This window comes from Polynucleobacter sp. AP-RePozz3-80-G7 (assembly GCF_018882145.1).
GTDB lineage: Bacteria > Pseudomonadota > Gammaproteobacteria > Burkholderiales > Burkholderiaceae > Polynucleobacter.
This window is the reverse complement of sequence record NZ_JACVPC010000001.1, coordinates 154,803-181,482: the sequence shown is the minus strand read 5'-3', so window position 1 is coordinate 181,482 and position 26,680 is coordinate 154,803. Positions and strand designations below refer to the sequence as shown.

The following is a 26,680-nucleotide window of genomic DNA, read 5'->3' as shown; positions in this document are numbered from 1 at the left end:
CCCATGAAACTTGATGATGTCCAGCGCATTGCGCACCTATCTAGGCTTGAGTTAAATCAGGCAGAAGCCGAGGCAGTTTTACCTCAATTACAGGCCATTTTTTCTTTGGTTGAGGAAATGCAGGCCGTGGAAACCACTGGTCTTGAGCCATTGGCTCACCCAATCCTCTTTTTGCGGGATTTGGCCCAGCCCATGCGCGTTGATCAAGTTACTGAATCAGATCATCGTGCCGAAAATATGCAGTCAGCCCCTGCTCAGCATGACGGCTATTTCTTGGTGCCAAAGGTGATCGAATGAGTTGGCACAACACCCCTATCGCCTTAATGGCAAAAGCACTTGCTGCAAAAGAGGTATCCAGTACAGAGCTAACCCAGTACTTCTTAGACCGTATTGAGGCTGGAAAACAGTGGAATGCCTATCTTGATGTGAATGCTCACTTAAGTTTAGAGCAAGCAAATAAGGCAGATCAACTGATTTCCTCCGGCAATGCTGGAAAGTTAACAGGCATCCCCGTTGCGCACAAAGACGTCTTTGTAACGCGTGGTTGGAAGTCAACAGCTGCCTCCAAAATCTTGGCTGGATATCAGAGTCCTTTTGATGCCACGGTGGTGGCTAATTTGGGCATTCCCGATGAAAGTAATCCCCATGGTGCTGGCATGGTTTGCCTGGGCAAAACCAATATGGACGAGTTTGCGATGGGCTCCTCGAATGAAAACTCTGCCTTTGGGCCGGTGTTAAACCCTTGGAATGCTGCTCACGTAGCGGGAGGCTCGTCCGGTGGCTCTGCTGCAGCTGTAGCAGCGGGATTGGCTCCGATTGCAACTGGCACAGATACGGGTGGATCAATTCGCCAGCCAGCAGCATTTTGTGGATTAACCGGCATTAAGCCTAGTTATGGGCGCGTATCGCGCTACGGCATGATTGCTTACGCTTCATCGCTCGATCAAGCTGGGCCGATGGGCAAGACTGCAGAAGACTGCGCCTTGTTGCTTTCTGCAATGTCTTCGCATGATCCGCGTGACTCAACCTCTTTGGCTGACTCTGGTGAAGATTACGGTCGTTACCTCAATCAACATTGGAAGGAAGGCAATGCCAATCCCGCAAAACCATTGGAGGGTTTGCGTGTTGGTTTACCTAAAGAATTTTTTGCAGAAGGTTTAGCCGCTGATGTTGCTAAATCCGTTACTGAAGCCACTAAGCTTTTAGAAAATTTAGGCGCTACATTAATTGAAGTCAGCTTGCCTAAAACCAAGTTATCCATACCGGTGTATTACGTTTTAGCGCCAGCAGAAGCATCGAGTAACTTGAGTCGCTTTGATGGTGTGCGTTATGGGTATCGTGCCAATGAGTATCGTGATCTCAATGATATGTATGCCAAGTCACGCACCGAAGGTTTTGGTGAAGAAGTGAAGCGCCGCATCATGATTGGAACCTATGTGCTATGTCATGGTTACTATGATGCTTACTATCTTCAGGCACAAAAAATTCGTCGCATTATTGCAGCGGATTTTCAAGCTGCATTCAATCAGTGCGATGTCATCCTGGGGCCTGTAGCCCCTGACGTGGCTTGGCGTTTGGGCGAGAAATCTAAAGATCCCGTGCAAATGTATTTAGAAGATATTTATACGCTCTCTACTAACTTGGCAGGCTTGCCAGCGATGAGTGTCCCTTGTGGATTTAATACAAACAACTTGCCAATTGGCATGCAGCTCATTGGTAATTATTTTTCTGAAGCGCGCTTGTTGCAAGTGGCTCATCAATATCAGCAAGCCACTGATTGGCATTTGCGTCCAGCAAGTGAGGTGGCATGATGCAATGGGAAGTCGTTATTGGTCTAGAGACCCACGCGCAGTTGCAAACTCAGTCCAAGATTTTTAGTGGCGCAAGTACGCGCTTTGGCGCCGCGCCAAACACGCAAGCGTGTGCGGTGGATTTAGCATTGCCTGGCGTTTTGCCTGTACTTAATCGTCAAGCGGTAGAGCATGCGATTCGATTTGGTTTAGCAGTAAATGCGAAGATTTCGCCGGCAAGTATCTTTGCTCGCAAGAATTATTTCTACCCAGATCTACCCAAGGGCTATCAAATCAGCCAGATGGAGATCCCGGTTGTTGTTGGCGGGTATCTTGAGATCTTGGTTGGGGATGAAATAAAAGTAGTTGAACTCACTCGCGCCCATATGGAGGAGGATGCTGGTAAATCAGTCCATGAAGAAGGCTTTACAGGCCCTCATGGCGAGCCCTCTAGCGGGATTGATTTGAACCGCGCCGGCACACCACTCCTCGAGATTGTTACTGAGCCAGTGATGCGCAGTGCCGCTGAGGCCGTTGCCTATGCCAAGGCTTTGCATGGCTTGGTGGTGTGGCTGGGAGTTTGTGACGGCAATATGCAAGAAGGCTCTTTCCGTTGCGATGCGAACGTTTCTGTTCGCCCTAAAGGCCAGGCTGAATTCGGTACCCGTTGCGAAATCAAAAACTTGAACTCCTTCCGCTTTTTAGAGGAAGCCATTCAATATGAAGTGCGTCGTCAAATCGAGCTGATTGAAGATGGCGGTGCCGTTGTTCAAGAAACCCGACTTTACGATCCTGACCGTGGCGAAACCCGCAGTATGCGCAGTAAAGAAGATGCTAACGACTATCGCTACTTCCCCGATCCTGACTTATTGCCCGTTGTGATTGATGATGCATGGATTACAGATGTGCGCAGCAAGATGCCAGCATTACCTGCTCAATTACGCGAGCAGTGGCAAACCGAGTTTGGCTTAAGTGCATACGATGCGCAGTTGCTCACGCAAGATCGCGACACAGCAAAAGTATTTGAAGCATTGTTGGTAATCGTAGGTAAGCCATTGGCAAAGGCCGCAGCCAATTTAATTGCTGGTGAATTTGCTTCCTCCTTAAATCGTGCAAGTATTGCTGCAGCTGACGCGCCATTAAAAGCGGAGCATTTAGCGCCACTACTGACGCGTGTGGCAGATGGCACTATCTCCAACAAGATTGCTAAAGATATCTTTGCCATTCTTTGGGAAGAGGCGATTGCAGGTAAAGCTATTAGCACGGTTGATCAGGTGATTGACGCTAAAGGATTGAAGCAAATTAGTGATAGTGGAGCCATTGAGGCCATCATTGATCAGGTGTTAGCCGCTAACCAGAAATCGGTTGAAGAGTTCCGCTCGGGCAAAGAGAAGGCATTTAACGCTCTCGTTGGCCAGATCATGAAAGCCTCTCAAGGCAAAGCAAACCCTGGTCAGGTGAATGAGCTCTTGCGTAAAAAGCTTGCTTAACCAAAGAACATATTTAGAAAGAAATACATGAGTGCAATCGATCCAAAGCAAGCCGAACAAGAAGAGTTAGTTGCTGAGTGGTTGCGTTCAACCCCAGGCTTCTTTGAGCGTTATGCCGATCTCTTTAATGAGATTCGGATTAAGCATCCACATGAGGATCGTGCGATCTCTTTGCAAGAGCGTCAGATGACGATATTGCGTACACAAAATCAAGAGCTCAATCGTCGCTTAAGTGAAATGTTGCACTTTGGAAGCCGTAATGACAAAACCCAACAAAGTTTGGTTGCTTGGTTATTGTGTTTGATGAAGGCCAACAATAAGGCTGATGTGGAGTCTGCGATAACTTCGGGCTTGGCCGAAGTATTCGAAGTAGAGTCTGCACAATTACTGTCGCCTAACTCTGCTTTTGGCCCTTGGGTAGACACCCCGTTATGCGGCTCCGCTAAGGAGTTGGCGGCAGCCAGCGTAGATTTGTTAGCAAGCCAGACAAGCATTGATTCTGAATGGCAAAGCATGGTGGCCATTGGGTTGCCATTAGGCAAGAGTATTGGTGCCGCTCAATCGCCCGCAGTATTGCTGTTAGCCAGCAAGGATGAATCCCGCTTTACGGCAGATATGGGCGCTTTCTATTTGCGTCAGATTGCTGAATTAACTGCCGCAGCTTTGGATCGTATCCAGGCTTATGAAATTAAAGTCGACTGAACTACACCCCCTCATGCAAGAGTATTTGCATGAGTTACATGTGTTGCGTCAGCTCTCGCCGCATACGCTTAAAGCGTACGGCATGGATTTGAGCGATCTACAAAATTTCGCCCTTGAGGACAATATTGAGTTGTTAAGAGTGAGTAACGGCCATGTGCGTCGTTGGGCTGGCCGTTTGCACTCCAAAGGTAAATCCTCAAGAAGTATTGCGAGAGCGCTTTCTGCATGGCGTGGCTGGTATGACTGGCTTACCGAGAAAGATGCCAGGCGTGATGCCCGTGCTGGTAAGGTAACAAGCAATTTAATTGCTAACCCGGTTGACGATGTAAAGGCGCCTAAGCGCTTGAGGTCTTTGCCCAAGGCTTTGTCGGTCGAGCAGGCGCTTGCCCTGGTAAACCAAGCCGTGAAAGAAGCGGAAGAAAAAAAGGATTTGGAATCAATCCGAGATGCAGCCATTATTGATTTGCTTTACTCATCAGGCCTGCGTCTTTCGGAGCTCTTGGGAATTGATGTGATGCAAAGCAAAAATCGTCAGCATGAATCTGCTGGTTGGTTGGATTGGGATGCTGCTGAAGTAACAGTTTTAGGTAAGGGCGGCAAGCGACGTTCAGTACCTGTTGGTGTGCCTGCAATGAAATCACTTGCTACCTGGCGAGAGCTGCGTGATGCTGGAAACTATTCAGAAGAATCCATCGCCTTGTTTTTGTCAGCAACGGGTAAGCGCTTATCACCGCGTACCGTACAAGCAAGACTGCGGACTTTAGCTATGCGCGCTGGATTGCCCACCCATGTGCATCCTCATATGATGCGCCATAGCTTTGCCAGCCACGTGCTGCAATCCTCACAGGATTTACGTGCAGTACAGGAGATGCTAGGGCACGCCAGCATTGCTAGTACCCAGATTTATACCTCTTTAGATTTTCAGCACCTAGCTCAGGCATACGATAAAGCGCATCCGCGCGCAAAGGCTGGCAAAGGCTGAGGAACTCGGTAAGATAGAAGGTTTCCCGCTTTGGGAATTGTTGGCTTTTAGATTTTGATTGGATCATCCATGGCATTAATTCCAGTAACGATTTTGACGGGCTTCTTGGGAAGCGGCAAAACCACTTTGCTTAAACACATCTTGACTGAAGAGCATGGCAAAAAAATTGCCGTCATTGAGAATGAATTCGGTGAAGAGAATATTGATAACGACATCTTGGTGCAAGACAACCAAGAGAACATTGTGCAAATGAGCAATGGTTGTATTTGCTGCACCATTCGTGGCGATCTCGTGGATGCTTTAAACGAGCTTTGGGAGCAACGCAAAGATAAGAAGATTAGTTTTGATCGTGTCGTGATTGAAACCACAGGCGTTGCTAATCCTGGCCCCGTCGCTCAGACATTCTTTATGGATGATGATGTGGCAGACCATTATGTTTTAGATGCTGTAGTGACCCTGGTGGATGCCAAGCACGGTCAGCAACAACTCAATGAGCATGAAGAGGCTCAGCGCCAAGTTGGCTTTGCCGACCAAATCTTTATTACTAAGACCGATTTAGTGACGCCTGCTGAAGTAGATGCCTTACGTAATCGCCTGATGCATATGAACCCAAGAGCGCCTATTGCAGGCATTTCTAAGGGTGTGGTGCCCTTGAATGCTGTCTTAGACCTCAAGGGCTTTAATCTCAATGCCAAGTTGGATATTGACCCTCATTTCTTGGAGCAGGAAGATCATGACCATGCGGATTGCGGTCATGACCATAGTCACGACCACGACCACAGTACCTGTGGCCATGACCATAGTCACGACCACCAGCACCAACACCATGGCCATGCTGGCCATACTGATCGTATCCAATCCTTTGTTTTTCGTAGTGATAAACCCTTTAATCACAAAAAGTTGGAAGACTTCCTGGGAGGCATTTTGGAGGTCTTTGGAGAGAAGATGTTGCGCTACAAGGGTGTACTCTATGTGAAGGGAAGTAGCCGAAAAGTGGTGTTTCAGGGGGTTCATCAGATGATGGGCAGCGATTTAGCCGGTCCATGGGGCACAGAACCCAAGCAAACCCGGATGGTCTTCATAGGCATCGATTTGCCCAAGGACACCCTATTGGCAGGGCTTGAGGGCTGTTTAGCCTAGCAAGATTCGGGTACAATCCGCCGCCACGGCCCATATTGATGAATATTAATAAAGGGGTCGTAAAAGTTTGGCAGAATGAAGCAATAATGCTTCAAACCAGGAAAGAATGAGATGACGGTAAAAACAGCAACAAAACCAGCAACCGCTGCAAAAGCTAGTAGTAAGGCTGCGAGCGCTAAGGTTGCAAAAGGTGCTCCATTGACTGAGGCCGAATTGCTCAAGATGTCCGATAAGGACTACATGAGTGCTGCGCAGTTAGATTTTTTCCGTCAAAAACTACTCACTCTCAAAGATGACATTTTGAAGAATGCGTCCGAGACAACAGAACATCTGCGTGAAAATATTTTGGTTCCCGATCCCGCCGACCGTGCAACGATCGAAGAGGAGCATGCATTGGAATTGCGCACGCGTGATCGTGAGCGCAAGCTGCTTAAAAAAGTAGAGCAAGCATTGGCTCGCATTGAGTCAGGTGACTATGGATGGTGCGAAGAAACTGGTGAGCCAATCGGCCTGAACCGTTTAATTGCAAGGCCTACAGCTAATTTATCTCTTGAGGCTCAAGAGCGTCGCGAACTCCGTCAAAAATTATTTGGCGAATAAATTTTAAGTAGCGATGACTAAGCATTTACCAACCATTAGTGATATCTCTCCTTTATTAAAGGCGGAGATTCTTGCTGAGGCTTTGCCTTATATTCGTGCGTATCACGGCAAGACTATTGTGATTAAGTATGGCGGAAATGCCATGGTGGAAGAACGTCTCAAGGAAAGTTTTGCGCGTGACGTTATCTTGTTAAAGCTTGTTGGCATGAATCCAGTAGTAGTTCATGGGGGAGGCCCACAAATTGATGAGGCCTTGAAGAAGATTGGTAAGACCGGTACTTTTATTCAAGGTATGCGCGTAACCGATGAAGAAACCATGGAAGTAGTGGAATGGGTTCTAGGCGGCGAGGTGCAGCAGGATATTGTGATGTTGATTAACCACTTTGGCGGCCAGGCTGTTGGCTTGACTGGTAAAGACGGCGGATTGATTCACGCTAAGAAAATGAAGATTCCTAGCGATACAGAGCCGGGCAAGATGGTGGATATCGGTTTTGTTGGCGAGATCGAGGCAATTAATCCTGCGGTGGTTAAAGCTTTGCAAGACGATGCGTTTATTCCAGTAATTTCTCCTATTGGCTTTAGTGCAGAAGGCCAGGCTTACAACATTAATGCTGACTTGGTGGCTGGCAAGATGGCAGAAATCCTGCATGCAGAGAAGTTGGTCATGATGACCAATATCCCGGGCGTGATGGATAAAGACGGTAAGTTGCTGACAGATTTAACCGCGCGAGAAATTGATGCGCTCTTTGCTGATGGCACTATTTCTGGCGGTATGTTGCCCAAGATTTCTTCCGCATTAGATGCCGCTAAGAGCGGTGTCAATTCAGTGCACATTATTGATGGCCGCATTGAGCATTCATTATTGTTAGAAATTCTGACCGAGCAAGCATTCGGCACGATGATTCGCTCTAGATAAGCAGATAACCATGAGCGAATCTTTAGAGCCAGTAAACATCAACGACAGCAACGCTGACGCTGGTGTAGCTCGTAAGCGCCCTCGCCCAGGTGAACGCCGCTTACAGATTCTGCAAGTGCTTGCTGAGATGTTGCAAAACCCAAAGGCTGAGCGTGTCACTACAGCCGCTTTAGCGGCCAAGATTGAGGTTTCAGAAGCAGCTCTTTATCGGCACTTCGCCAGCAAGGCGCAGATGTTTGAAGGCCTCATTTCTTTTATAGAGCAAACCGTTTTTGGATTGATTAATCAAATTAATCAAAAAGAAGAATCTGGCCTTGCTCAGGCGCGCGGTATCTTGCAAATGCTTTTATTCTTTGCTGAAAAGAATCCTGGCATGACTCGCGTTTTATTGGGCGATGCTTTATTGCAAGAGGATGATCGTCTTCAAGAGCGCATTACTCAAGTGCTTGATCGTGTCGAAGCATCTCTTAAGCAAGCTCTACGTATTGCCCAAACCCAAGGCGGTAATTGGGCTCAGCTAGGCCAAGAAGAGGTCAGCATTCGTGCGGCCATGTTGATGAGTTTTGTTTTGGGTCGTTGGCATCGCTTTGCCCGTAGCGGATTTAAGAAGCTGCCAACTGAAGCCTCCGATGTTAGCCTGCGCCTTCTCCTTTCAGAATGAGCGAGCTACACCTCTCTAGAAATACTATTCATTTTGCCGAGCCCCTGCCTTTGCAGAGTGGCGCCATTTTGTCTGGCTACGATTTAGTGATTGAGACCTACGGCAAACTCAATGCCGATAAAAGTAATGCTGTTCTTGTTTGTCACGCTCTCAATGCATCTCATCATGTAGCTGGCCCAAGCCCAGATAATCCAGAAGACATTGGTTGGTGGGACAACATGATTGGTCCTGGTAAGCCAGTGGATACCGATCACTTTTTTGTCATTGGCGTCAATAATTTAGGCTCTTGTTTTGGTTCTACTGGGCCAATGAGCATCAATCCTACTAATGGCAAGCCATATGGCGCAGATTTTCCGGTGGTCACGGTTGAGGATTGGGTGAATACTCAAGCCCGCTTGGCGGATAAGTTGGGTATTCGTAAATTTGCTGCTGTAATGGGTGGAAGCCTGGGTGGCATGCAAGCTATGGCTTGGGCTATTCAGTTTCCTAAGCGCATAGACCATTGTGTGGTGGTGGCATCTACCCCAAGGCTGAGCGCACAAAACATTGCCTTCAATGAAGTGGCTCGTAATGCCATTCTGTCTGATCCTGATTTTCATGGGGGCAACTACTACGAGCATGGCGTTGTACCAAAGCGGGGTTTGCGTTTGGCGCGCATGGTTGGTCACATCACCTATTTATCTGATGATGACATGGCAGAAAAATTTGGACGAGAATTGCAGCGTCCTAATGGCGAGTCAAATGACTATCGCTTCAGCTTTGATGTTGAGTTTGAGGTTGAAAGTTACCTACGCCATCAAGGTGATAAGTTTTCAACCTACTTTGACGCCAATACTTATTTATTGATTACGCGTGCACTAGATTATTTTGATCCTGCACGTCGTTACGATGGCAGTCTGAATCGCGCCTTAGCGGAGGTACAAGCTAAGTTTTTGGTTGTCAGCTTTTCAACCGACTGGCGGTTCCCGCCTGATCGCAGTCGCGAGATTGTGCAATCTTTGCTGAGCAATAAGAGTGAAGTAACCTATGCTGAGATCGACGCGCCACATGGGCATGATGCTTTTCTGCTAAATGACGAGCGTTATCACAACCTGGTCCGAGCTTACTTTAAGCAAATGCGTGAGGTTCAAGCATGAGCAATTTTAATAAGCGTGCCGACTTTGCTGCCATTGCTAATTGGATTGCACCCAATACTCAAGTCTTGGATCTCGGTTGTGGCGATGGTAGTTTCTTGGAGTTTTTGCAGAAGCAAAAACCGGTTCACGCTTATGGTGTTGAGATTGATGATTCACGCGTACTCTCTTGCGTGCAAAAGGGCTTAAACGTCATACAGCAAGATTTAGAAGGCGGCTTAGCGCTCTTTGAAGATGGTAGTTTTGACACAGTTGTGCTGTCACAAACTCTGCAAACTATTCATCAAACTGAAAAGATTTTGCGTGAGGTAGTGCGTGTAGGCAAGGAGTCAGTAATCTCTTTTCCAAACTTCGGCCATTGGTCTCATCGATTGGCTGTTGGTCTAGGCCGCATGCCAGTTTCTAAGAGTTTGCCTTATCAGTGGTACAACACGCCCAACGTACGCGTTCTCACGGTTGCTGACTTTGAGAAGTTAGCCTCAAGCCTTGGCCTGAAGGTAATCGATCAATGCATCTTGCATGAGGGTCGCCAGGTGACTTTGATGCCAAATTTATTTGGTAGTCTCGCTTTATTCCGCATTCGTCGTGCCTAACAAGCAACTCCATGTAGTGAAGTCCTGGCTTCAAGACTTTCGGGTTTATCTCGAATGGTCTTGTTTGCGCATGTTGTTCTTGGGCTTTTCCGCAGGACTTCCTCTATTACTTATTCTAGGAACTCTGAGCTTTTGGCTGCGTGAAGCCGGCATTGATCGCAGCACCATTGGTTACTTAACTTGGGTTGGTTTGATATATGCTTTTAAGTGGGTTTGGGCTCCGCTTGTTGATCGCTTACAAATCCCGCTCTTAACGCAATTGTTTGGTCGCCGTCGCAGCTGGTTACTCTTTGCGCAAGCACTCATCATTTTGGGTCTGGTCGGTATGTCGACTTTAGATCCCAAGCTGGCACTCAATTCCATTGTTTGGTGTGCGCTCTTGGTGGCTTTTGGATCTGCCACTCAAGATATCGCATTAGATGCTTTCCGTATTGAGTCGGCCAATGGTGACCATCAAGCAGCCCTTGCTGCTACATATCAAACTGGATATCGTCTTGCCTTAATTTGGGCCGGCGCCGGTGTGCTTTGGCTTGCTGCTCGTGCTGAAACAGGTAGTGGTTACGATGCGGGTGCATGGCAATTTGCCTATCTTTGTATGGCGGCCTCAATTGGGGTAGGTGTAATTACAACCCTTTTAAGCAAAGAGCCTGTGAAGTATGAGTTAGCAAAGGTCCGTACTGCCAAAGCATGGCTATATCAGACCTTAGTTGAGCCTTTTGCAGAATTTATTACACGCTATCGCTGGCATGCTATTTTGATCTTGTCATTAATTGCCATCTACCGTATTAGTGATGTCGTGATGGGCATTATGGCAAACCCCTTTTATGTAGATATGGGTTACACCAAAGATGAGGTTGCTGCAGTAAGCAAAGTGTTTGGTGTAGTGATGACCTTAGTTGGTGCTTTTGTTGGTGGCGTGCTGACACTTCGTTTTGGCGTCCTACGCATTCTGTTTGTAGGTGCAATTCTTTCGGCTGTCAGTAACTTGCTATTTGCTTGGCTAGCTACACAAGGTCATGATCTGCATGGTTTGATTTGGGTGATCTCCGCAGATAACTTAAGCTCTGGCATTGCCAGTGCCGCCTTTATTGCTTTCTTGTCTTCGCTTACCAATATCCGCTACTCAGCCACTCAGTACGCTTTGTTTAGTTCGATGATGTTGCTGCTACCCAAATGGTTGGCGGGCTTCTCTGGAGTGTTTGTTGATAACTTTGGATATCAGGCATTCTTCTATGGCACCGCCATTATTGGCGCCCCAGTCCTACTACTTATTTGGGCAACGATTCATTTCAAGATCGTTCAGATCAAAAAGGAAGGGGAGTAACTTCCCTGGCGACTTTTATTAACGCTTAAAGCTTCCAGTCGTAATCTACGGTAAGTGGTGCGTGGTCTGAAAACTTCTCTTCTTTGTACACCGCAGTTTTCTTGGCGGTAGCGGCAATGCTAGGAGTGGTGATGTGATAGTCAATGCGCCACCCAACATTCTTGGCATAGGCTTGACCACGATTGCTCCACCAGGTGTAGCAAGTTTCAGTTGCCTCTGGCTCTAACTGGCGATAGACATCGACATAACCTACTTTGCTAAATAAGTTGGTAAGCCATGCGCGCTCTTCGGGCAAGAAGCCAGAATTTTTGAGATTGCCTTTCCAGTTCTTCAGATCAATTTCTTGATGGGCAATATTGACATCGCCGCATAGGACAATTTCACGACCTGATTTTTTGAGGGAGATGAGATGCGGCAGAAAGCTGTCGAGGTAGCGATATTTAGCTTCTTGGCGCTTGGGGGAGCTTGAGCCTGAGGGCATATAAACAGATATCACTGATATACCTTTAAAGCGGGCTTCAACATAGCGCCCTTCAGCATCAAACTCTTCATTGCCATAGCCGTACAAGACCTCATCTGGCTTATGGGGCGTATAAATACCGCAACCACTGTAGCCCTTTTTCTCCGCATGATGGAAGTAGCCATGCATGCCGTCAGGGTTCAGAATGGCGTCCTCTAGATCATCGCGCTGAGCCTTAAGCTCCTGCATACAAATGAAATCAGCCTTTTGCTTTACAGCCCATGGCAGAAAGCCTTTTTTGACTGCAGAACGGATACCGTTGAGGTTCGCGGAAATGATGCGTAACATATAGGCCTATGAGCTCAAATAATTCAAATCAAGATAACTTTATTCGTTTTGCCTTAGAGGCAAGGGTTTTGTCCTTCGGGGAGTTTAAAACCAAAGCGGGAAGACTCTCACCTTATTTCTTTAATGCGGGTGAATTTAATGATGGAGCTCGTCTAAGCGCCTTGGGTCGTTATTACGCCAAAGCCTTGCAGGAATCGGGCATTCAGTTCGATATGCTTTATGGACCGGCATACAAGGGAATCACACTTGCAGCGGCAACAGCCATTGCGCTGGCAGATGATGGGATTAACGTTCCATATGCTTACAACCGTAAAGAAGCTAAGGATCATGGTGAAGGTGGCATGCTGGTTGGTGCGCCAGTAAAGGGCAGGGTTGTCATCATTGATGATGTAATTTCTGCTGGCACTTCAGTTAGGGAATCCGTAGATCTTATTCGCAAAGCGGGAGGAGAGCCTGCAGCGGTATTGATCGCTTTGGATCGTATGGAGCGCTCAGGCAATGCTGTTGAAATTGGAGACAAGTCTGCAGTGCAGGCCGTAGAGCAAGAATTTGGTTTACCGGTGATTGCAATTGCGAATTTAGCCGGCTTAATGTCTTTCTTAACTTCATCAAGCGATGTGCAGTTAACAAACCACTTGCCCTCAGTAAAGGCCTATCGTGAGAAATACGGAATCTAAGAGCAACCGCTTTTAGATTGTTGTTTCACCCTCAAAGACAGTAACTGCTGGGCCGGTCATGATGACTGGCTGAGCAAGGTTATCAATAGTCCCGCCCCAGGCAATCTGCAAGTCGCCGCCCCGCGTATGCACCTTTACTGGCGAGTCTAGTAAGCCTCTGCGAATCCCTGAAACCACCGCTGCACAAGCGCCGGTACCGCAGGCTAGCGTTTCTCCAGCACCGCGTTCAAAGACACGCAATTTGATTTCATTGCGATTGATTGCTTGCATGTAACCCACGTTTACTTTTTTCGGAAACGCTGCAAACTGTTCAATTTCTGGGCCTTCTTCTAATACGGGTGCACTATCAACATCACCAACTACTTGGACTGCATGTGGATTGCCCATTGAGAGGACGCCCATCAAACTATCGTGAGTAGCGGGGTAATTCAAAGGAAGCGCATAGAGAGTCTCTTGAAACTCTTGAACGCTTGCCAACCCGGCTGCATTAAATGGAATATGACTGTGCTCAAAAATTGGTGCGCCCATATCCACCTCAACCTGGCCATCCGGATGGGACTTGAGAGTCAGAACGGTGTGTGCCACTTCCACACGTAATGGATTCTTATTGGAAAGACCTTGATCTAATACAAAGCGTACAAAGCAGCGCGAGCCATTGCCGCATTGCTCTACCTCACCGCCGTCAGCATTAAAAATGCGGTATCTAAAATCAGCATCAGGACGCGTGGCTTTTTCAACCAGGAGAATTTGATCGGCACCAATGCCAAATTGACGATGGGCTAAGGCTTGCCATTGATCCTTGGTAATGCCACTCAAGTCTTGGTCGATACCATTGAGCACAATGAAGTCATTGCCAGCACCATGCATTTTGGTGAAGCGTAGCTTGCGTGCTGGATTGTTAGTATTGGTGCTCAAAATATTTCCGTTTAATCGTAAAGACTAGGTTCGCCTTCAGGCCTGTGTTTAAAACGCTTATGAACCCAATAGTACTCTGCTGGTCTTTCTCGAACAAGTTCCTCGATATATCGATTTAGGCGAGCAGTATCTTTTTCAACATCATCGCTAGGGAAGTTTGGCAATGGCTCACTAATATGGCAGGTATAGCCCTTGCGGTCTTTGTTTAAGGTAGTTGTCATTAAACATACTTCAGCGCCACTGAGTCTTGCCAGGCGGGAGACTGAGGTAATGGTGTTGGTCTGTATGCCAAAGAAGGGCACAAAGATAGAGTCACGTGGACCCAAGTCAATATCGGGGGCGATGAAAATAAAGTTGCCTGTTTGAATTTCACGAATCAGGTCACGTAAGCGGCTCTGTCGCTCAATGGACTTTCCGCCAAAGCGATTTCTCCACTCAATCATTTTTTGATTGAAGAATGGGTTCTTCATATTTTGATAAAGTCCTGCGCCACGTGGCCAGTCGTGTTGATTGGCTAAGACGGAAAGTGCCATGAAGCCGCCTTCAAGTCCAACAAAGTGTGGATTAATCAGTAGGCGTGGCTTGCGATCTCCCAAAGTAATCGCTGATGCAATGGTGACGATATCGGTAATTTGTTTGCCACTACCCAACCAGATGCGACTTCTCTCTAATACGCTGCGGCCAAATAATTTCCAGTGCTCAGTCGCCAGATCATCAATTGCTTTTTCGCTGAGATTGGGAAAGCACAGGCGTAAATTGGTTTTCACTACGTGGGTGCGGCTGTTTGGGGTATGGGCAGCAAGCCAGCCCAGGCCATAGCCCACATGGACGGTAATCGTATAAGGCAGGAAGGCAAAGAGGCGCAAAAGACTGAGCGCCAAAAAATTGAAGAGGTTTTGTAACCAGGTCATTTCAAAAATGATAGCGAATTTATTTAATTGCTTGGGGGCAATTCTGCACCGGCAGGATGCTTATAGCGGTTGTATGACCAAATGAATTGTTCTGGCGCGACCAGAACTGCATTTTCAATTGCAACGTTGAGTTCTGCAGCGGCAAGATTGGCATCCTCAGATAAAGGCACAAGGCGATTAGCCTGCATGAGCCATCCTTGGCCAATACCTTTGCGCTTAGCGGTAAACATGACTACTGGCGTGTTATTCCGATTAGCTAGACGCGCTGGTAGTGGCGTTGTGTAAGCAGGACGCCCAAAGAATGGGACCCAAACACCTTCGCCACCACTAGGCACTTGATCTGGAAGAATGCCAATCGCTTGGCCTCGGGTGAGCGCTCTAGTCATTTGGCGCACGCCATTGAGGTTGGTCGGCACGAAATGCATATTTGGATAGGCGCGGCCTTCTTCCACTACTTCATTGAGCCATTCTTGGCGTGAAGGTCGATAGAGAATCGTTGCTGGGAAATGCTGTGCGAGAACACGTGGAATGATCTCAAAGCCACCGAGGTGAGGAGTCAGCATCACTAAGCCATGCCCTTCGCCGATCGCCGCTTCAACCACATCCCAGTTTTGCACTTCCACTAATTTCAGTGCTTTTGCAGGGTTGCGCCAAATCCACAAGCTGTCTGAAAACAGCATTCCAGAGGCTCTTACTGCATCCCAAAGCTTGAATGTCAGACCCCGTGCATCAACTACCGCTTCGTATTGGGGTCTAAAGAGTGAGCGATATTGCTTGGAGCCAAGGTAAGCCAACATGCCTAAACAGGCCCCAATCACTTGCACAAGCGCAAGAGGAAGCACGGCAATCGCATTAAGGCAGAGCTTGAGAAGGAGTTTTCGCACCCCCTAATGATATTCAATGACGCTCTGAGTGTGTGGATTTCAGGTTGATTTGCTGAATTAAGTACTTTTCAGATAAAATTGCTTCATCGCTGAGTTAAGGCAACTTGCAGGGCGATTCATAAATTCTGCTAAAGCGTCGCCGTTGTAGTTCCTGGCACGTCGAGTTGTCCCAATGATCGTGTTAATTATTAAAGGAATATGCAATGGCAAATGATTACTTCTTCACCTCAGAATCTGTTTCTGAAGGTCACCCCGATAAAGTAGCAGACCAAATCTCTGATTCGATTCTCGATGCCATTTTGGCTCAAGATCCTACTGCACGTGTTGCAGCGGAAACTTTGTGCAACACCGGCTTGGTGGTTTTGGCTGGTGAAATTACTACTGACGCCAATGTTGACTACATCCAAGTTGCTCGCAACACTTTGCGTGAAATTGGTTATGACAACACTGACTACGGCATCGACTACAAAGGTTGTGCAGTATTGGTTGCTTACGACAAGCAAAGCCCTGATATCGCTCAAGGCGTTGATAAAGCGCATGATGACGGCTTGGACCAAGGCGCTGGTGACCAAGGCCTCATGTTTGGTTACGCTTGTGATGAAACTGCTGAGCTCATGCCTTTGCCAATTCACTTATCACACCGCTTGGTTGAGCGTCAATCACAGTTGCGTCGCGATGGCCGTTTGAACTGGTTGCGTCCTGATGCGAAGTCACAAGTGACCTTGCGTTATGTGGATGGCAAGCCTGATTCTATTGATACTGTTGTGCTGTCTACTCAACACGATGAAGAAATTTCTCTCGAAAAATTACGTGAAGCAGTTATTGAAGAAATCATTAAACCAGTATTACCTAAGCATTTGATCAAAGGTGCAATTAACTTCTTAGTTAACCCAACAGGTCGTTTCGTTATCGGCGGCCCACAAGGCGATTGCGGTCTAACTGGTCGCAAAATTATTGTGGATACCTACGGCGGTGCAGCCCCTCACGGTGGTGGCGCTTTCTCCGGTAAAGATCCCTCTAAGGTTGACCGCTCTGCTGCATACGCTGGACGTTATGTTGCGAAGAACGTAGTGGCTGCCGGTTTAGCTAGCAAGTGCTTAATTCAGATCTCTTATGCGATTGGTGTTGCTAAGCCAACTTCAGTTATGGTGAGCACATTTGGTACTGGCAAGATTTCTGATGAGAAGATTGCTCAATTGGTTTCTGAGCACTTTGACTTGCGTCCAAAAGGTATTGTGAAGATGTTGAATCTCTTGCGCCCAATTTATAAAAAGACTGCTGCTTATGGCCACTTTGGTCGTGAAGAGCCAGAATTTACTTGGGAGCAAACAGATAAAGCAGCCGCATTACGTGCCGCAGCAGGCCTGTAAGCAGGAAATACGCAGTTTGTAGGTGTATTGAGGCGAAATATGCCGTAATTGTTTACAATTACGGCATATCTTCAAGGAGCGTTGCAAGGAATGCTGAGACCCAGCACTTCCCCAGGCTTGAAGGGAGTGGGCTCTAAGGTAACCCCCAGAGTTTGCTAATTGCAACCGCGCTCGCTAACCCATGATTCAATGGCTAGCGAGTTTCTACTCCAGCATTGGATCGTATTTAGCTGGAGCATTAATGAATACCGTAACTGACTTAAATAACTTTGTTGCAACTCGTTGCGCAATTGCTGATATTTCTTTGGCTGACTTTGGCCGCAAAGAAATCGCTATTGCTGAAACTGAGATGCCTGGCTTGATTGCCATTCGCGATGAATTTGCTGCACAACAGCCATTGCGTGGCGCACGCATTACTGGCTCTTTGCACATGACTATTCAAACTGCGGTATTGATCGAGACGCTTGAAGCGCTCGGTGCTGAAGTTCAATGGGCGTCTTGCAATATTTTCTCTACACAAGACCATGCTGCCGCTGCAATCGCTGCTAATGGCACGCCAGTATTTGCGATCAAGGGCGAAACCCTTGAGCAGTATTGGGACTTTACTCACCGCATTTTTGAGTGGGCTGATGGCGGCTACACCAATATGATTTTGGATGATGGCGGCGATGCTACTTTGTTGTTGCACCTTGGTGCACGCGCTGAGAAAGATCAAGCTTGCTTGAATAATCCAACTAGCGAAGAAGAAACTATTTTGTTCGCAGCCATTAAGAAAAAATTAGAGCAAGATCCAACTTGGTATTCAACACGCTTAGAAAAAGTTAAAGGCGTTACAGAAGAAACCACTACTGGCGTACATCGCCTGTATCAAATGTTTGCTAAGGGCGACTTGAAGTTCCCTGCAATCAACGTAAATGACTCAGTTACCAAGAGCAAGTTCGATAATCTCTATGGTTGCCGCGAGTCCTTGGTTGATGCAATTAAGCGCGCTACTGACGTAATGGTGGCCGGTAAGGTTGCTGTAGTTTGCGGTTATGGCGACGTGGGTAAGGGCTCAGCCCAAGCATTGCGCGCTTTATCAGCTCAGGTTTGGGTGACTGAAGTAGATCCAATCTGCGCATTGCAAGCTGCAATGGAAGGCTACCGTGTTGTGACGATGGATTACGCTGCTGATAAAGCGGACATTTTTGTTTCTGCAACGGGCAACTATCATGTGATTACACATGACCACATGGCTAAGATGAAGAATCAAGCTATCGTTTGTAACATTGGCCACTTTGATAATGAGATTGATGTTGCTGGTATTGAGAAATACAAGTGGGAAGAGATCAAGCCACAAGTTGACCATGTGATTTTCCCAGCCGCTAATGGCAAGCCTGAAAAGCGCATCATCATTTTGGCCAAAGGTCGCTTGGTTAACCTTGGTTGCGGTACAGGACATCCTTCATACGTAATGAGCTCTTCATTTGCAAACCAAGTGATTGCTCAAATCGAATTGTGGAATGCAGTCGGTACAGATAAATACCCAGTCGGCGTTTACACATTGCCTAAGCATTTGGATGAGAAGGTTGCCCGTTTACAGCTCAAGACTCTGAATGCAGAGTTAACAGTGTTGTCTGATCAGCAAGCTTCTTACATTGGCGTAACGAAGGAAGGCCCATACAAGGCTGACCACTATCGTTATTAATCCAATCACTGTTCAATAGATCCCTAGGCCCAAAATCATGGAATTAAGCGTCGAATTCTTCCCTCCAAAAACACCTGAAGGTGAGAGTAAGTTGCACCTGGTGCGCGAGCGTTTTTCTGAAACGCTCAAGCCCGCCTTTTATTCCGTGACCTTTGGTGCCGGTGGCTCTACTCAGTCTGGCACATTAAAAGTGGTGAGCGATATTCATGCTGCTGGTGCAGCTGTTGCTCCCCATTTGTCTTGTGTCGGTAGCTCACGTGAAAGCGTGCGCGAGATGCTCAAGCAATATCAAGCCTTAGGTGTGAAACGCATTGTGGCTTTACGCGGTGATTTGCCATCTGGCATGGGTCAGTATGGTGAGTTTCATCATGCCAATGAATTGGTTGAATTTATTCGCACAGAAACAGGCGATTGGTTTCATATTGATGTAGCTGCTTATCCAGAAACGCATCCACAGGCAAAGTCGCCTGCTAGTGATATCGATTTCTTTGTGCAAAAGATGAAGGCGGGTGCAAACTCTGCTGTCACTCAGTATTTTTACAATAGCGATGCGTACTTTCGCTTTGTCGACGAGGCTTATGAATTAGGCGTTACACAGCCGATCATTGCCGGCATTATGCCGATTACCAATAGCAGCCAATTACTGCGATTCTCTGATGCCTGTGGCGCAGAAATTCCACGCTGGATTCGTTTACGTCTTCAATCCTACGGTGATGACATTGCGTCTATTCGTGCATTTGGTGAAGAAGTAGTGACCGACTTGTGTGATCAGTTGTTAACTGCCGGTGCACCTGGCATTCATTTCTACTCGCTAAATCAGGCTGATGCAGTTTTAGCGATTGCAGACAATTTGGACTTAACGAAGTAAATCAACTAAGTAAGCCAGACTCCGTCAATAGCATATCCAAGGGCTCGTCATGTGTTTGAGCGGCCCATTGAGAATCATCTAATTTTTGCCAATCAAATCCAATCCCCATGCAAATGAGGCTTGGATTATCTTTTCGTAGTTGGGCTAGGGTTCGATCAAAATACCCGCCGCCATAGCCTAGTCGCCAGTAGTTTGCTTTTCCGCTCACAACAGAGCTAGACCAGCCTACGCACGGAATTAGGATGCAGTCAGGAATAAGTTGTGGCCTGGCGGTGTTTTCTGGGCTGGGCTCAGGCACGCCGTGCGCGCTTGGAATTAATGCATCCCCCTCCTGCCACTCGTAGAAATCAAGATGCTTATCTGGACGCGCATAGGGCAGTGCTAAGTGACGCTGTGGGGCATTCTTCATCCAGCTTAATAAAGTTGGGCGTAAATCAATTTCATCTTGAATGGGCCAATAAAGGGCGATTGAGTGAATGGATTTGCCCTCATCGACTAAAAAATGATTGAGACCTGCAATTAGACCTGCTTTTGCAGAGGCGTAGCTATTCCCAGAAGTAAATTCATTGCGTTGTTTTAATAAATTCTGGCGAAGAGTTTTTGGTGAATTACCGTGCATATCGACCATTATCAGGCGAAAATTAAAGGATATAGTAATCAAGTGCTGCCAGGCCTCTAGCCTTGCAAATAGAGATAGGGTTGGATTGGAAGAATGAAGTTTGTAACAGTAAACAGCAAATACCTTGGATGGGCCAAAATTCTGGTTTTGGGCCTAGCCCTAGGCGCGTTCAATTCCTATGCCGAAAAGCTGAAGAAGCCAAGCCTGCCTAAGTCTTATGAAAGCAAGGTAGCCCCTGCTGAAATTACCGATACCGATCGGATATTTATCGATTTGCGCGAAGCTGCAAAAAAGAATGATGTATTTCGTACGCAGCAACTTTCATCTAATTTGGCTAATTACCCATTTGATGACTATGTAGCCTACTTCCGAATTAAGCCGCAATTATTTGATAGTGCTGGCGGTGCACGTAATGACTATGGCGCAGATGCTCAAGTAGTCGCATTCTTAAATCAATATCAAGGTACAGCATTGGCTGACCGTATGCGTAATGATTGGTTATTGGTTTTGGGTAAGCGTAGAGACTGGGCACGCTTTGATGTGGAGTACGCTAAGTTTGTATTGGATGACGATACACAAGTGAAGTGCTATTCCTTGTTGTCTAAATTATCTCAAGGCGAAAACCCAGCTAAATTAGCCATTGATGCACGAGCAGTGTTATTGGACCCAAGCTATTTTGGACAAGCATGCCAAGAATTGGTTCCATCTTTAGTTGCTGCAGGTGGTATATCCCCAAGTGAGGCCAAAGCTATTGGGCGTGCGGCGAGTGAGAAAGGCTACGACACCATGGCACGACGTCTTGGTGGTGAAGATCCGATAGCCGATATTGTTAAAGCTGCAAAGGCTGATCCAGCAAAGGCCTATCGCGACTTTTCTCAAAACGCTTCACGCTATAGCAAAGAAAACCAGGCCGTTGCTTGGGGCGTGATTGGACAATTTTTAGCCAAGAAATTAGATCCTAATGCGGATGATGCCTACCGCTTGCAACAAGAGCTAGGCTATAACGAGCTTCTTTCAGTCGAGTCACAAGAGTGGAAAGTGCGCGCAGGCTTGCGTGCTAAAGATTGGACCTTAATTAAAAATGCGATTGATGGCATGAACCTGGCAGTGCGTGCTAAAGATCCCGCATGGACCTATTGGTATGGCCGCGCATTAAAGGCCGAAGGCCAAGATGCAAATGCCAAAGACAGTTTTGAGTTGATTGCCGATCAATACAATTTTTATGGCCAGCTTGCGCGCGAAGAATTAGGAAAATCCAATAATGCGCCTGCTAAAACGAAAGTGACTGAGCAGGAGATAGATGCGATGGCCAGCCGCAAAGGCTTTATTCGGGGCGAACGCTTATATGCCATGAATCTTCGATTTGAGGGTAATCGTGAGTGGAATTGGGAATTACGCAATATGACTGACAAGCAATTGTTGGCCGCTGCCGAGTATGCAAAGCGAATCAATTTATATGACCGCGTCGTCAACACTGCCGATCGTACCAAGCAAGAGCACGACTTTAGCTTGCGCTACCCAACTCCGTACAAAGAGGAGCTATCTCCGATTGCGCGCCAAATTGATCTCAATCTTGCATGGGCTTATGGCTTGATCCGTCAAGAGTCGCGCTTCATTATGAATGCTGCCTCTTCTGTGGGTGCTTCTGGCTTAATGCAGGTGATGCCGAATACTGCAAAGTACGTAGCCAAGAAAATTGGGATGGCCAATTACACCAATGACAAATTGAGCGATACGAATACCAATTTAACTTTAGGTAGTAATTACCTCAATATGGTTTTGATCGATTTAGATGGATCTTGGGTTTTGGCTTCCGCAGCCTATAACGCAGGCCCTTCGCGTTCAAAGGCTTGGCGGGAAAAATTATCTGGCCCAACAGAGGGGGCTATTTTTGCTGAAACTATTCCATTTACTGAGACACGTGTATACGTGAAGAACGTACTCTCTAATGCAAATTACTATTCATCGGTGATGAGTGGTCAGCCGCAATCTTTAAAGCAGCGCTTGGGTGTCATTACACCGAAGGCTGCTACTCAATCTGAGCTTCCTTAAACAATCAATCACCTAGCTAAGCAAAGAAAGCTTCTTATGAAATATGACATCCTTTTAATCGGGGGCAATGGATTTGTGGGGCGTGTAATTGCTGCACAGCTTCAGCTAGCTGGTTATTCCGCGCTGGTTCCAACGGGTCATTTGGGTGCTGCACGTGAATTGCGTATGTTGCCCCAGGTACACGTCGAAGAGGCTGATGTTCATGAGTTTGATGAGCTGCAGAGCCTTTGTGGGCGCATTAAGCAAAATGGTGCTGTGATCAATTTGGTCGGCGTGCTACACGATAAGCCTGCCAAGCCTTATGGAAAAGTATTTAAGGCTGCCCATGTGGAGCTTCCTAAAAATATTATTACCGCAATGCAGTTGCATGGCTTAAAACGCTACTTACATATGAGTGCATTGGGTGCCGATTCTCATGGCCCATCGATGTATCAGCGCAGCAAAGGTGATGGCGAGGCTGCAGTGAAGGCCAGCAATTTAGATTGGACCATCTTTAGACCTTCTGTCATCTTTGGCGCCCAAGATCAATTTATTAATTTGTTTTCTAAGTTGACTAAGTTATTTCCGGCCATGCCTTTAGCCAATTCCCAGGCGCAGTTTCAGCCGGTGAGCGTAGATGATGTTGCAAGTGCATTTGTTAAATCCTTATCGATGCCTCAAACAATTCGTCATTCCTATGACTTAGTTGGCCCAACGGTTTACACCATGAAAGAGATTGTTGAGTTTGCTGCAAGTAAGGCTAAAACCTCGTGCCTCATTATTCCTGTACCAGCTTTTGTGGGTTATCTGCAAGCATTGGCATTTGAATACTTGCCCGGCCCTACATTGATGTCTCGTGACAATATTGCCTCTATGCAAGTGCCCAATACTTTGCCAGTGAATAGTGTTGATGCGTTGCTGGAAGTATTCAAAATGAGTCGTCGCAGCCTAGAGGGTATGCAGTAATGAAAATCTACGCAGTAGGCGGAGCCATTAGGGACACCCTCATGGGTTTGCCTGTGCACGACATTGATTATGTTGTGGTGGGCTCCAGCGTAGAAGAGATGATTGCTAAGGGCTTTCGTCCGGTGGGCAAAGATTTCCCAGTGTTTTTGCATCCAGAGACGCAGGCTGAATATGCACTGGCGCGCACTGAGCGCAAGACTGGTAAGGGCTATAAAGGCTTTAACTTCCATGCCGATCCTTCCGTCACTCTGGAACAAGACTTAGAGCGTCGTGATTTAACAATCAATGCGATGGCGCAAGAAGTAGGTGCTGATGGAAAGCCATTTGGGCCGATTATTGATCCTTATAACGGCCAAGAAGATTTAGCTGCCAAAGTATTTCGTCACGTGTCAGATGCATTTGCAGAAGATCCATTGCGTCTCTTGCGTATTGCTCGCTTTGCTGCGCGCTTCCCCGAATTTAGTGTTGCTGCTGAAACGCTCAGTGCTTTAAAAGCGATCGCTCAATCAGGTGAGTTAAATGCTTTATCCGCAGAGCGTATTTGGCAGGAGCTGGCTAGAGGCTTGGTTGCCTCTAGGCCGATGCGCTTGTTTCAAGTCTTATTAGATGCTGACGCAGCCAAAACAGTATTGGCGCCTAGATTGACTGCCGAGCTGTCTGAGGAATCGTTTCGCGAAGAGCTCATCGTCTGTTTTTCCTTAGCTGGAAATAGTATTGAAGAGCGCTGCGCAATTGTCTTAATGAATTTACCTGCAAATGAAATTCGTTCATGGGCTGAATGTGTACGCATGCCAATTGATGTGCGAGATTTCAGTGAAATATTCAGCGATCTGAGGGTCTTGGTCAAGAAATATTCCGATACTGCTTATCAGGCAGTAGATGTTTTAGCTTGGTTCAACCGTGCAGATGTTTGGCGTAAGCCAGATCGAGCCCAAGCACTTTTGAATCTTGCGGACAAATTGGGAATGCCTGTTTCCCCTTTGATCAATGCAATGCGCACCACTCAAGCCATCAATACCGCCGAAATAATTGCTGGGGTTGCTGCAGAAGATCGATCTAATGGTGAGCGCATTGGTAGTGCATTTGAGTCTGCTCGGTTGTCTGCAATTGCTGCTGCTCTAGCGGCTTAAAAAACTTCTACAGCCTATTTCTGCCGCGTAGACCTGGCAGATCTTCAAGTACATATCCCGGTAGTAGGCTCTCTAATTTCTTAGAAAATGCAAAAGTTTTAAAGAGTTCGCCCATCTCTGCTTCAGACAATAATTTTTGCAAAGAATTTGAGATTGGCAGGAAGGTTTCTGGATCGCTTGGATCGCCAATTTCTAAAGCAATTTCACCAATACCAGCATCCAATAGATACGCAGCCTGGTTTGTAAGATATACATCATCTACATTTTCAGCCAATGCGCTACGAGCAATTTGCGACCATTCAACGTGTGTTGTTAAATCACAAAGACCAGGTAGATGAAATGGATCTTGAATTGCATGATGGCGATGGTGGGCCATTAAGGTGCCTTCAAGTCTTTGCTGGTGGTAATACTCGCTTTCTGGAAAGCCATAGTCAAACGTGAGGAATAGGCCGGCATCTAAATGTTTTGCAACCTGTTGCATCCATGCATTTGCTGGCGCGTGTAGTTCAGTGATATAGCCTTCTGAGAAGTTGCCGCTGAGAAGGCCTTTAGGAAGTAGTTGTTGCTCGACTGGCAAGCCTGCCCTCCAAATGAGCTTATCGTTTTCAAATGCAACACCGTACCAATACCAAAATCCATTTTGATAAATGATGGCATCACAAGGAATGGCATCGATCACTTCATTGGCCAGAATGATGCCTTTGAAATTTTCAGGCAACTCCGTTAACCAATTGCATTGCGTCTTAAGATTGAGTAGCCCAACGGAGCCTCCAATTCTTTCTTGTTGTCTCTGGGCTAAGTCAGGTGAAATTTCGATAATGTCGTAGCGATCCAAATGAAAGCCGAGATCATTAAGACGAGTGAGTATTGAAGTGGCGAGCTTGCCCGTCCCGGCGCCAAACTCCAGGAGTTGAGTGGGAAGACCTTTTCCCCTTAACCCCTCGAGCACTGGCAAGAGAGTAGAGCAAATAGCTGCGCCAAAGAGGGGGCTTAATTCCGGGGCAGTAGTGAAATCGCCGCCGGCACCTAGTTTGTGAGCGCCAGCGCTGTAATAACCCATTCCGGGCTCATATAAAGCCATCTCCATATAGCGAGAGAATGGCAGCCAGCCGCCCTTTAGGGCGATTTGAGAGGCTATTTTGGCCTTTAGAAGAGCACTATGCTCCGTTTCAAGGCTGGTCAAGGTAATATCCATAGCTCGCTAGTCTAAGAGAATTTAATTGAACCCTAGTTCAAAGCCCCTATCCCAGCAAGGAAAAGCAGTTTTAGTGACTGGCGCCGCAAAGCGTCTAGGTCGCGAAATTGCCTTGCAGTTTGCCCGTCAGGGCTGGGATGTTGCCGTTCATTATGGGCGATCTGAGCAGGAGGCCCAAGAAACTGTCAGAGAAATCGAAATGATGGGTGTGAAAGCCCAAGCTTTCCAGGCGGACTTGGCTGATGAGGTCGCCACTAAAAATCTTTTTTTAGCTATTAGCAAGACATTCCCTAATTTGGTCTGCTTAGTAAATAGCGCGTCTATCTTTGAATATGACCGCGCCAACTCCAGCACCCCGTTAAGTGGGAAAAGTTTGCAAGACCATATGCAAGTCAATTTGACTACACCAATTTTGTTGTCTCAGATGATGTTTGAGTTTCAAAAAAGTAAGCCAAATACATCCGATACGATCTCAGCATTGATTCCAGTAGTAATTCAATTGCTAGATCAAAAGTTGATTAACCCTAATCCAGATTATTTGTCTTACACATTGTCTAAAGCAGCGTTACTTTCTTCCGTTGAATTATTGGCAATGGATTTTGCGCCTCATCTAAGAGTCGTTGGATTAGCGCCCGGAATCTCTTTGCCATCAGGTGATCAAACAATGGATGGTTTTTCCAAGGCCCATCAAATGACGCCGCTAGGTAGATCCTCATCGCCTGCAGATATTGCAAAGGCAGCCGTATTTTTGGCTGACTCTAGTGCCATCACCGGAACTACCTTATATGTAGACGGCGGGCAACATTTATTGCCATCATCACGTGATGTGATGTTCAAAACTAATTAAGTATTTTAAAAAGCAAATATACATGCACGCTATTCTTTCTCATCCCGCCCTTGTCGACTGTCGCCGTTTATTTCTCCGGGACTATGAGATTTATATCAACATCGGAGTTCATGACTTTGAGAAAAAAGCAGAGCAGCGCGTCATACTCAATGTGGACTTATATATTCCCCTTGAAATGAATACGCCAACCAATGATCAGTTGGATGAGGTGGTCGATTACGACTTCATGCGTGAAACTATTAAGGCTCGGGCCTTTCAGGGGCATATTCATTTACAGGAAACCTTTTGCGATGACATCGTGACGGCAATGTTGTTACACCCAAAGGTGTTGGCTGCGCGTGTGAGCACTGCTAAGCCGGATGTCTATCCTGATTGCCACTCTGTGGGTGTTGAAGTATTTCGTATCAAGACTTCTTAAATAGAATTTAGAAAAGAACTCTT

Annotated in this window: 27 protein-coding genes and 1 riboswitch; of the genes, 21 read left to right on the top strand and 6 right to left on the bottom strand. The window is 46.8% G+C overall.

What is annotated here, in order from left to right; translation table 11 throughout:
- Positions 1 to 3: 3 nt before the first annotated feature.
- The 12 genes from gatC to ICE90_RS00900 all read left to right on the top strand — a co-directional run bounded on the left by gatC (position 4) and on the right by ICE90_RS00900 (position 11,331).
- Complete coding sequence (gene gatC / locus ICE90_RS00955) at positions 4 to 297, top strand: Asp-tRNA(Asn)/Glu-tRNA(Gln) amidotransferase subunit GatC (RefSeq protein WP_216190639.1); 294 nt, start codon at positions 4 to 6, stop codon at positions 295 to 297.
- Positions 294 to 1,811, top strand: a complete 1,518-nt coding sequence (gatA, locus tag ICE90_RS00950) for an Asp-tRNA(Asn)/Glu-tRNA(Gln) amidotransferase subunit GatA (RefSeq protein ID WP_216190638.1) — start codon at positions 294 to 296, stop codon at positions 1,809 to 1,811. The genes gatC and gatA overlap by 4 nt, the downstream gene beginning before the upstream one ends.
- Complete coding sequence (gene gatB, locus ICE90_RS00945) at positions 1,811 to 3,280, top strand: Asp-tRNA(Asn)/Glu-tRNA(Gln) amidotransferase subunit GatB (RefSeq protein ID WP_216191289.1); 1,470 nt, start codon at positions 1,811 to 1,813, stop codon at positions 3,278 to 3,280. The genes gatA and gatB overlap by 1 nt, the downstream gene beginning before the upstream one ends.
- Positions 3,281 to 3,307: 27 nt before the next feature.
- Positions 3,308 to 3,982 (top strand): DUF484 family protein, encoded by a 675-nt coding sequence (locus tag ICE90_RS00940; protein ID WP_216190637.1) that lies wholly within the window; start codon positions 3,308 to 3,310, stop codon positions 3,980 to 3,982.
- Entirely contained in the window at positions 3,963 to 4,964 is a 1,002-nt protein-coding gene (locus ICE90_RS00935; RefSeq protein WP_216190636.1) for a tyrosine recombinase XerC, read from the top strand. Before ICE90_RS00940 ends, ICE90_RS00935 begins: the two co-directional genes overlap by 20 nt.
- 69 nt (positions 4,965 to 5,033) lie before the next feature.
- Positions 5,034 to 6,104 carry a GTP-binding protein gene (locus ICE90_RS00930; protein WP_215321159.1) on the top strand — a complete coding sequence of 357 codons (1,071 nt, stop codon included), beginning with the start codon at positions 5,034 to 5,036 and terminating at the stop codon, positions 6,102 to 6,104.
- 222 nt (positions 6,105 to 6,326) lie between these two features.
- Entirely contained in the window at positions 6,327 to 6,704 is a 378-nt protein-coding gene (gene dksA, locus ICE90_RS00925; RefSeq protein ID WP_088525877.1) for an RNA polymerase-binding protein DksA, read from the top strand.
- A gap of 13 nt (positions 6,705 to 6,717) precedes the next feature.
- Positions 6,718 to 7,620: an acetylglutamate kinase gene (gene argB, locus ICE90_RS00920; protein ID WP_215321158.1), complete on the top strand. Its 903-nt coding sequence runs from the start codon at positions 6,718 to 6,720 to the stop codon at positions 7,618 to 7,620.
- A gap of 10 nt (positions 7,621 to 7,630) precedes the next feature.
- A complete protein-coding gene (gene slmA, locus ICE90_RS00915; protein ID WP_216190635.1) occupies positions 7,631 to 8,281 on the top strand; it encodes a nucleoid occlusion factor SlmA in 651 nt (216 codons plus the stop codon).
- On the top strand, positions 8,278 to 9,417 hold the full coding sequence (locus ICE90_RS00910) for a homoserine O-acetyltransferase (protein ID WP_216190634.1): 1,140 nt from the start codon (positions 8,278 to 8,280) through the stop codon (positions 9,415 to 9,417). Before slmA ends, ICE90_RS00910 begins: the two co-directional genes overlap by 4 nt.
- A complete protein-coding gene (gene metW / locus ICE90_RS00905; RefSeq protein ID WP_072582609.1) occupies positions 9,414 to 10,007 on the top strand; it encodes a methionine biosynthesis protein MetW in 594 nt (197 codons plus the stop codon). The genes ICE90_RS00910 and metW overlap by 4 nt, the downstream gene beginning before the upstream one ends.
- A complete protein-coding gene (locus tag ICE90_RS00900; RefSeq protein ID WP_216190633.1) occupies positions 10,000 to 11,331 on the top strand; it encodes an MFS transporter in 1,332 nt (443 codons plus the stop codon). Before metW ends, ICE90_RS00900 begins: the two co-directional genes overlap by 8 nt.
- Positions 11,332 to 11,356: 25 nt before the next feature.
- Here the strand turns inward: ICE90_RS00900 and ICE90_RS00895 are convergent, their stop codons facing one another.
- Positions 11,357 to 12,139 carry an exodeoxyribonuclease III gene (locus ICE90_RS00895; RefSeq protein ID WP_216190632.1) on the bottom strand — a complete coding sequence of 261 codons (783 nt, stop codon included), beginning with the start codon at positions 12,137 to 12,139 and terminating at the stop codon, positions 11,357 to 11,359.
- 8 nt (positions 12,140 to 12,147) lie between these two features.
- Between ICE90_RS00895 and pyrE the strand changes: the two genes are divergently transcribed.
- Positions 12,148 to 12,816 (top strand): orotate phosphoribosyltransferase, encoded by a 669-nt coding sequence (gene pyrE, locus ICE90_RS00890; protein ID WP_215321153.1) that lies wholly within the window; start codon positions 12,148 to 12,150, stop codon positions 12,814 to 12,816.
- Positions 12,817 to 12,828: 12 nt separating this feature from the next.
- Here pyrE and dapF read toward each other — a convergent pair whose 3' ends face one another.
- Genes dapF through ICE90_RS00875 form a run of 3 tightly spaced genes read right to left on the bottom strand, consistent with a single transcriptional unit; the run spans position 12,829 to position 15,526 of the window.
- Entirely contained in the window at positions 12,829 to 13,683 is an 855-nt protein-coding gene (gene dapF, locus ICE90_RS00885) for a diaminopimelate epimerase (protein ID WP_216191288.1), read from the bottom strand.
- 59 nt (positions 13,684 to 13,742) lie between these two features.
- Entirely contained in the window at positions 13,743 to 14,642 is a 900-nt protein-coding gene (locus tag ICE90_RS00880; protein WP_215321152.1) for a lipid A biosynthesis acyltransferase, read from the bottom strand.
- A 23-nt stretch (positions 14,643 to 14,665) separates the two neighbouring features.
- On the bottom strand, positions 14,666 to 15,526 hold the full coding sequence (locus ICE90_RS00875; RefSeq protein WP_215321151.1) for a lysophospholipid acyltransferase family protein: 861 nt from the start codon (positions 15,524 to 15,526) through the stop codon (positions 14,666 to 14,668).
- A 203-nt stretch (positions 15,527 to 15,729) separates the two neighbouring features.
- Between ICE90_RS00875 and metK the strand changes: the two genes are divergently transcribed.
- From metK to metF, 3 genes are all read left to right on the top strand, one after another.
- On the top strand, positions 15,730 to 16,896 hold the full coding sequence (gene metK / locus ICE90_RS00870; protein WP_215321150.1) for a methionine adenosyltransferase: 1,167 nt from the start codon (positions 15,730 to 15,732) through the stop codon (positions 16,894 to 16,896).
- 67 nt (positions 16,897 to 16,963) lie between these two features.
- Positions 16,964 to 17,076: riboswitch (S-adenosyl-L-homocysteine riboswitch) on the top strand.
- Between the two features lie 61 nt (positions 17,077 to 17,137).
- Positions 17,138 to 18,583: an adenosylhomocysteinase gene (gene ahcY / locus ICE90_RS00865; RefSeq protein ID WP_215322366.1), complete on the top strand. Its 1,446-nt coding sequence runs from the start codon at positions 17,138 to 17,140 to the stop codon at positions 18,581 to 18,583.
- 37 nt (positions 18,584 to 18,620) lie between these two features.
- Positions 18,621 to 19,451 (top strand): methylenetetrahydrofolate reductase [NAD(P)H], encoded by an 831-nt coding sequence (metF, locus tag ICE90_RS00860; RefSeq protein ID WP_216190631.1) that lies wholly within the window; start codon positions 18,621 to 18,623, stop codon positions 19,449 to 19,451.
- A gap of 1 nt (position 19,452) precedes the next feature.
- Here the strand turns inward: metF and ICE90_RS00855 are convergent, their stop codons facing one another.
- Positions 19,453 to 20,070, bottom strand: a complete 618-nt coding sequence (locus tag ICE90_RS00855) for a 5-formyltetrahydrofolate cyclo-ligase (protein WP_255533259.1) — start codon at positions 20,068 to 20,070, stop codon at positions 19,453 to 19,455.
- Between the two features lie 93 nt (positions 20,071 to 20,163).
- On the opposite strand from ICE90_RS00855, the gene ICE90_RS00850 reads away from it, so the two are divergent.
- Genes ICE90_RS00850 through ICE90_RS00840 form a run of 3 tightly spaced genes read left to right on the top strand, consistent with a single transcriptional unit; the run spans position 20,164 to position 24,197 of the window.
- Positions 20,164 to 22,122, top strand: coding sequence for a transglycosylase SLT domain-containing protein (locus tag ICE90_RS00850; protein ID WP_216190629.1), 1,959 nt, complete (start codon positions 20,164 to 20,166; stop codon positions 22,120 to 22,122).
- Positions 22,123 to 22,158: 36 nt separating this feature from the next.
- Positions 22,159 to 23,067 (top strand): complex I NDUFA9 subunit family protein, encoded by a 909-nt coding sequence (locus tag ICE90_RS00845; protein WP_216190628.1) that lies wholly within the window; start codon positions 22,159 to 22,161, stop codon positions 23,065 to 23,067.
- A complete protein-coding gene (locus ICE90_RS00840) occupies positions 23,067 to 24,197 on the top strand; it encodes a polynucleotide adenylyltransferase (RefSeq protein WP_216190627.1) in 1,131 nt (376 codons plus the stop codon). Before ICE90_RS00845 ends, ICE90_RS00840 begins: the two co-directional genes overlap by 1 nt.
- A 7-nt stretch (positions 24,198 to 24,204) precedes the next feature.
- Here ICE90_RS00840 and ICE90_RS00835 read toward each other — a convergent pair whose 3' ends face one another.
- Positions 24,205 to 25,392 carry a class I SAM-dependent methyltransferase gene (locus tag ICE90_RS00835; RefSeq protein ID WP_216190626.1) on the bottom strand — a complete coding sequence of 396 codons (1,188 nt, stop codon included), beginning with the start codon at positions 25,390 to 25,392 and terminating at the stop codon, positions 24,205 to 24,207.
- Between the two features lie 25 nt (positions 25,393 to 25,417).
- Between ICE90_RS00835 and ICE90_RS00830 the strand changes: the two genes are divergently transcribed.
- On the top strand, positions 25,418 to 26,239 hold the full coding sequence (locus tag ICE90_RS00830; RefSeq protein WP_216155311.1) for an SDR family oxidoreductase: 822 nt from the start codon (positions 25,418 to 25,420) through the stop codon (positions 26,237 to 26,239).
- Between the two features lie 22 nt (positions 26,240 to 26,261).
- Positions 26,262 to 26,657, top strand: coding sequence for a dihydroneopterin aldolase (locus ICE90_RS00825; RefSeq protein ID WP_215321142.1), 396 nt, complete (start codon positions 26,262 to 26,264; stop codon positions 26,655 to 26,657).
- Positions 26,658 to 26,680 lie beyond the last annotated feature (23 nt).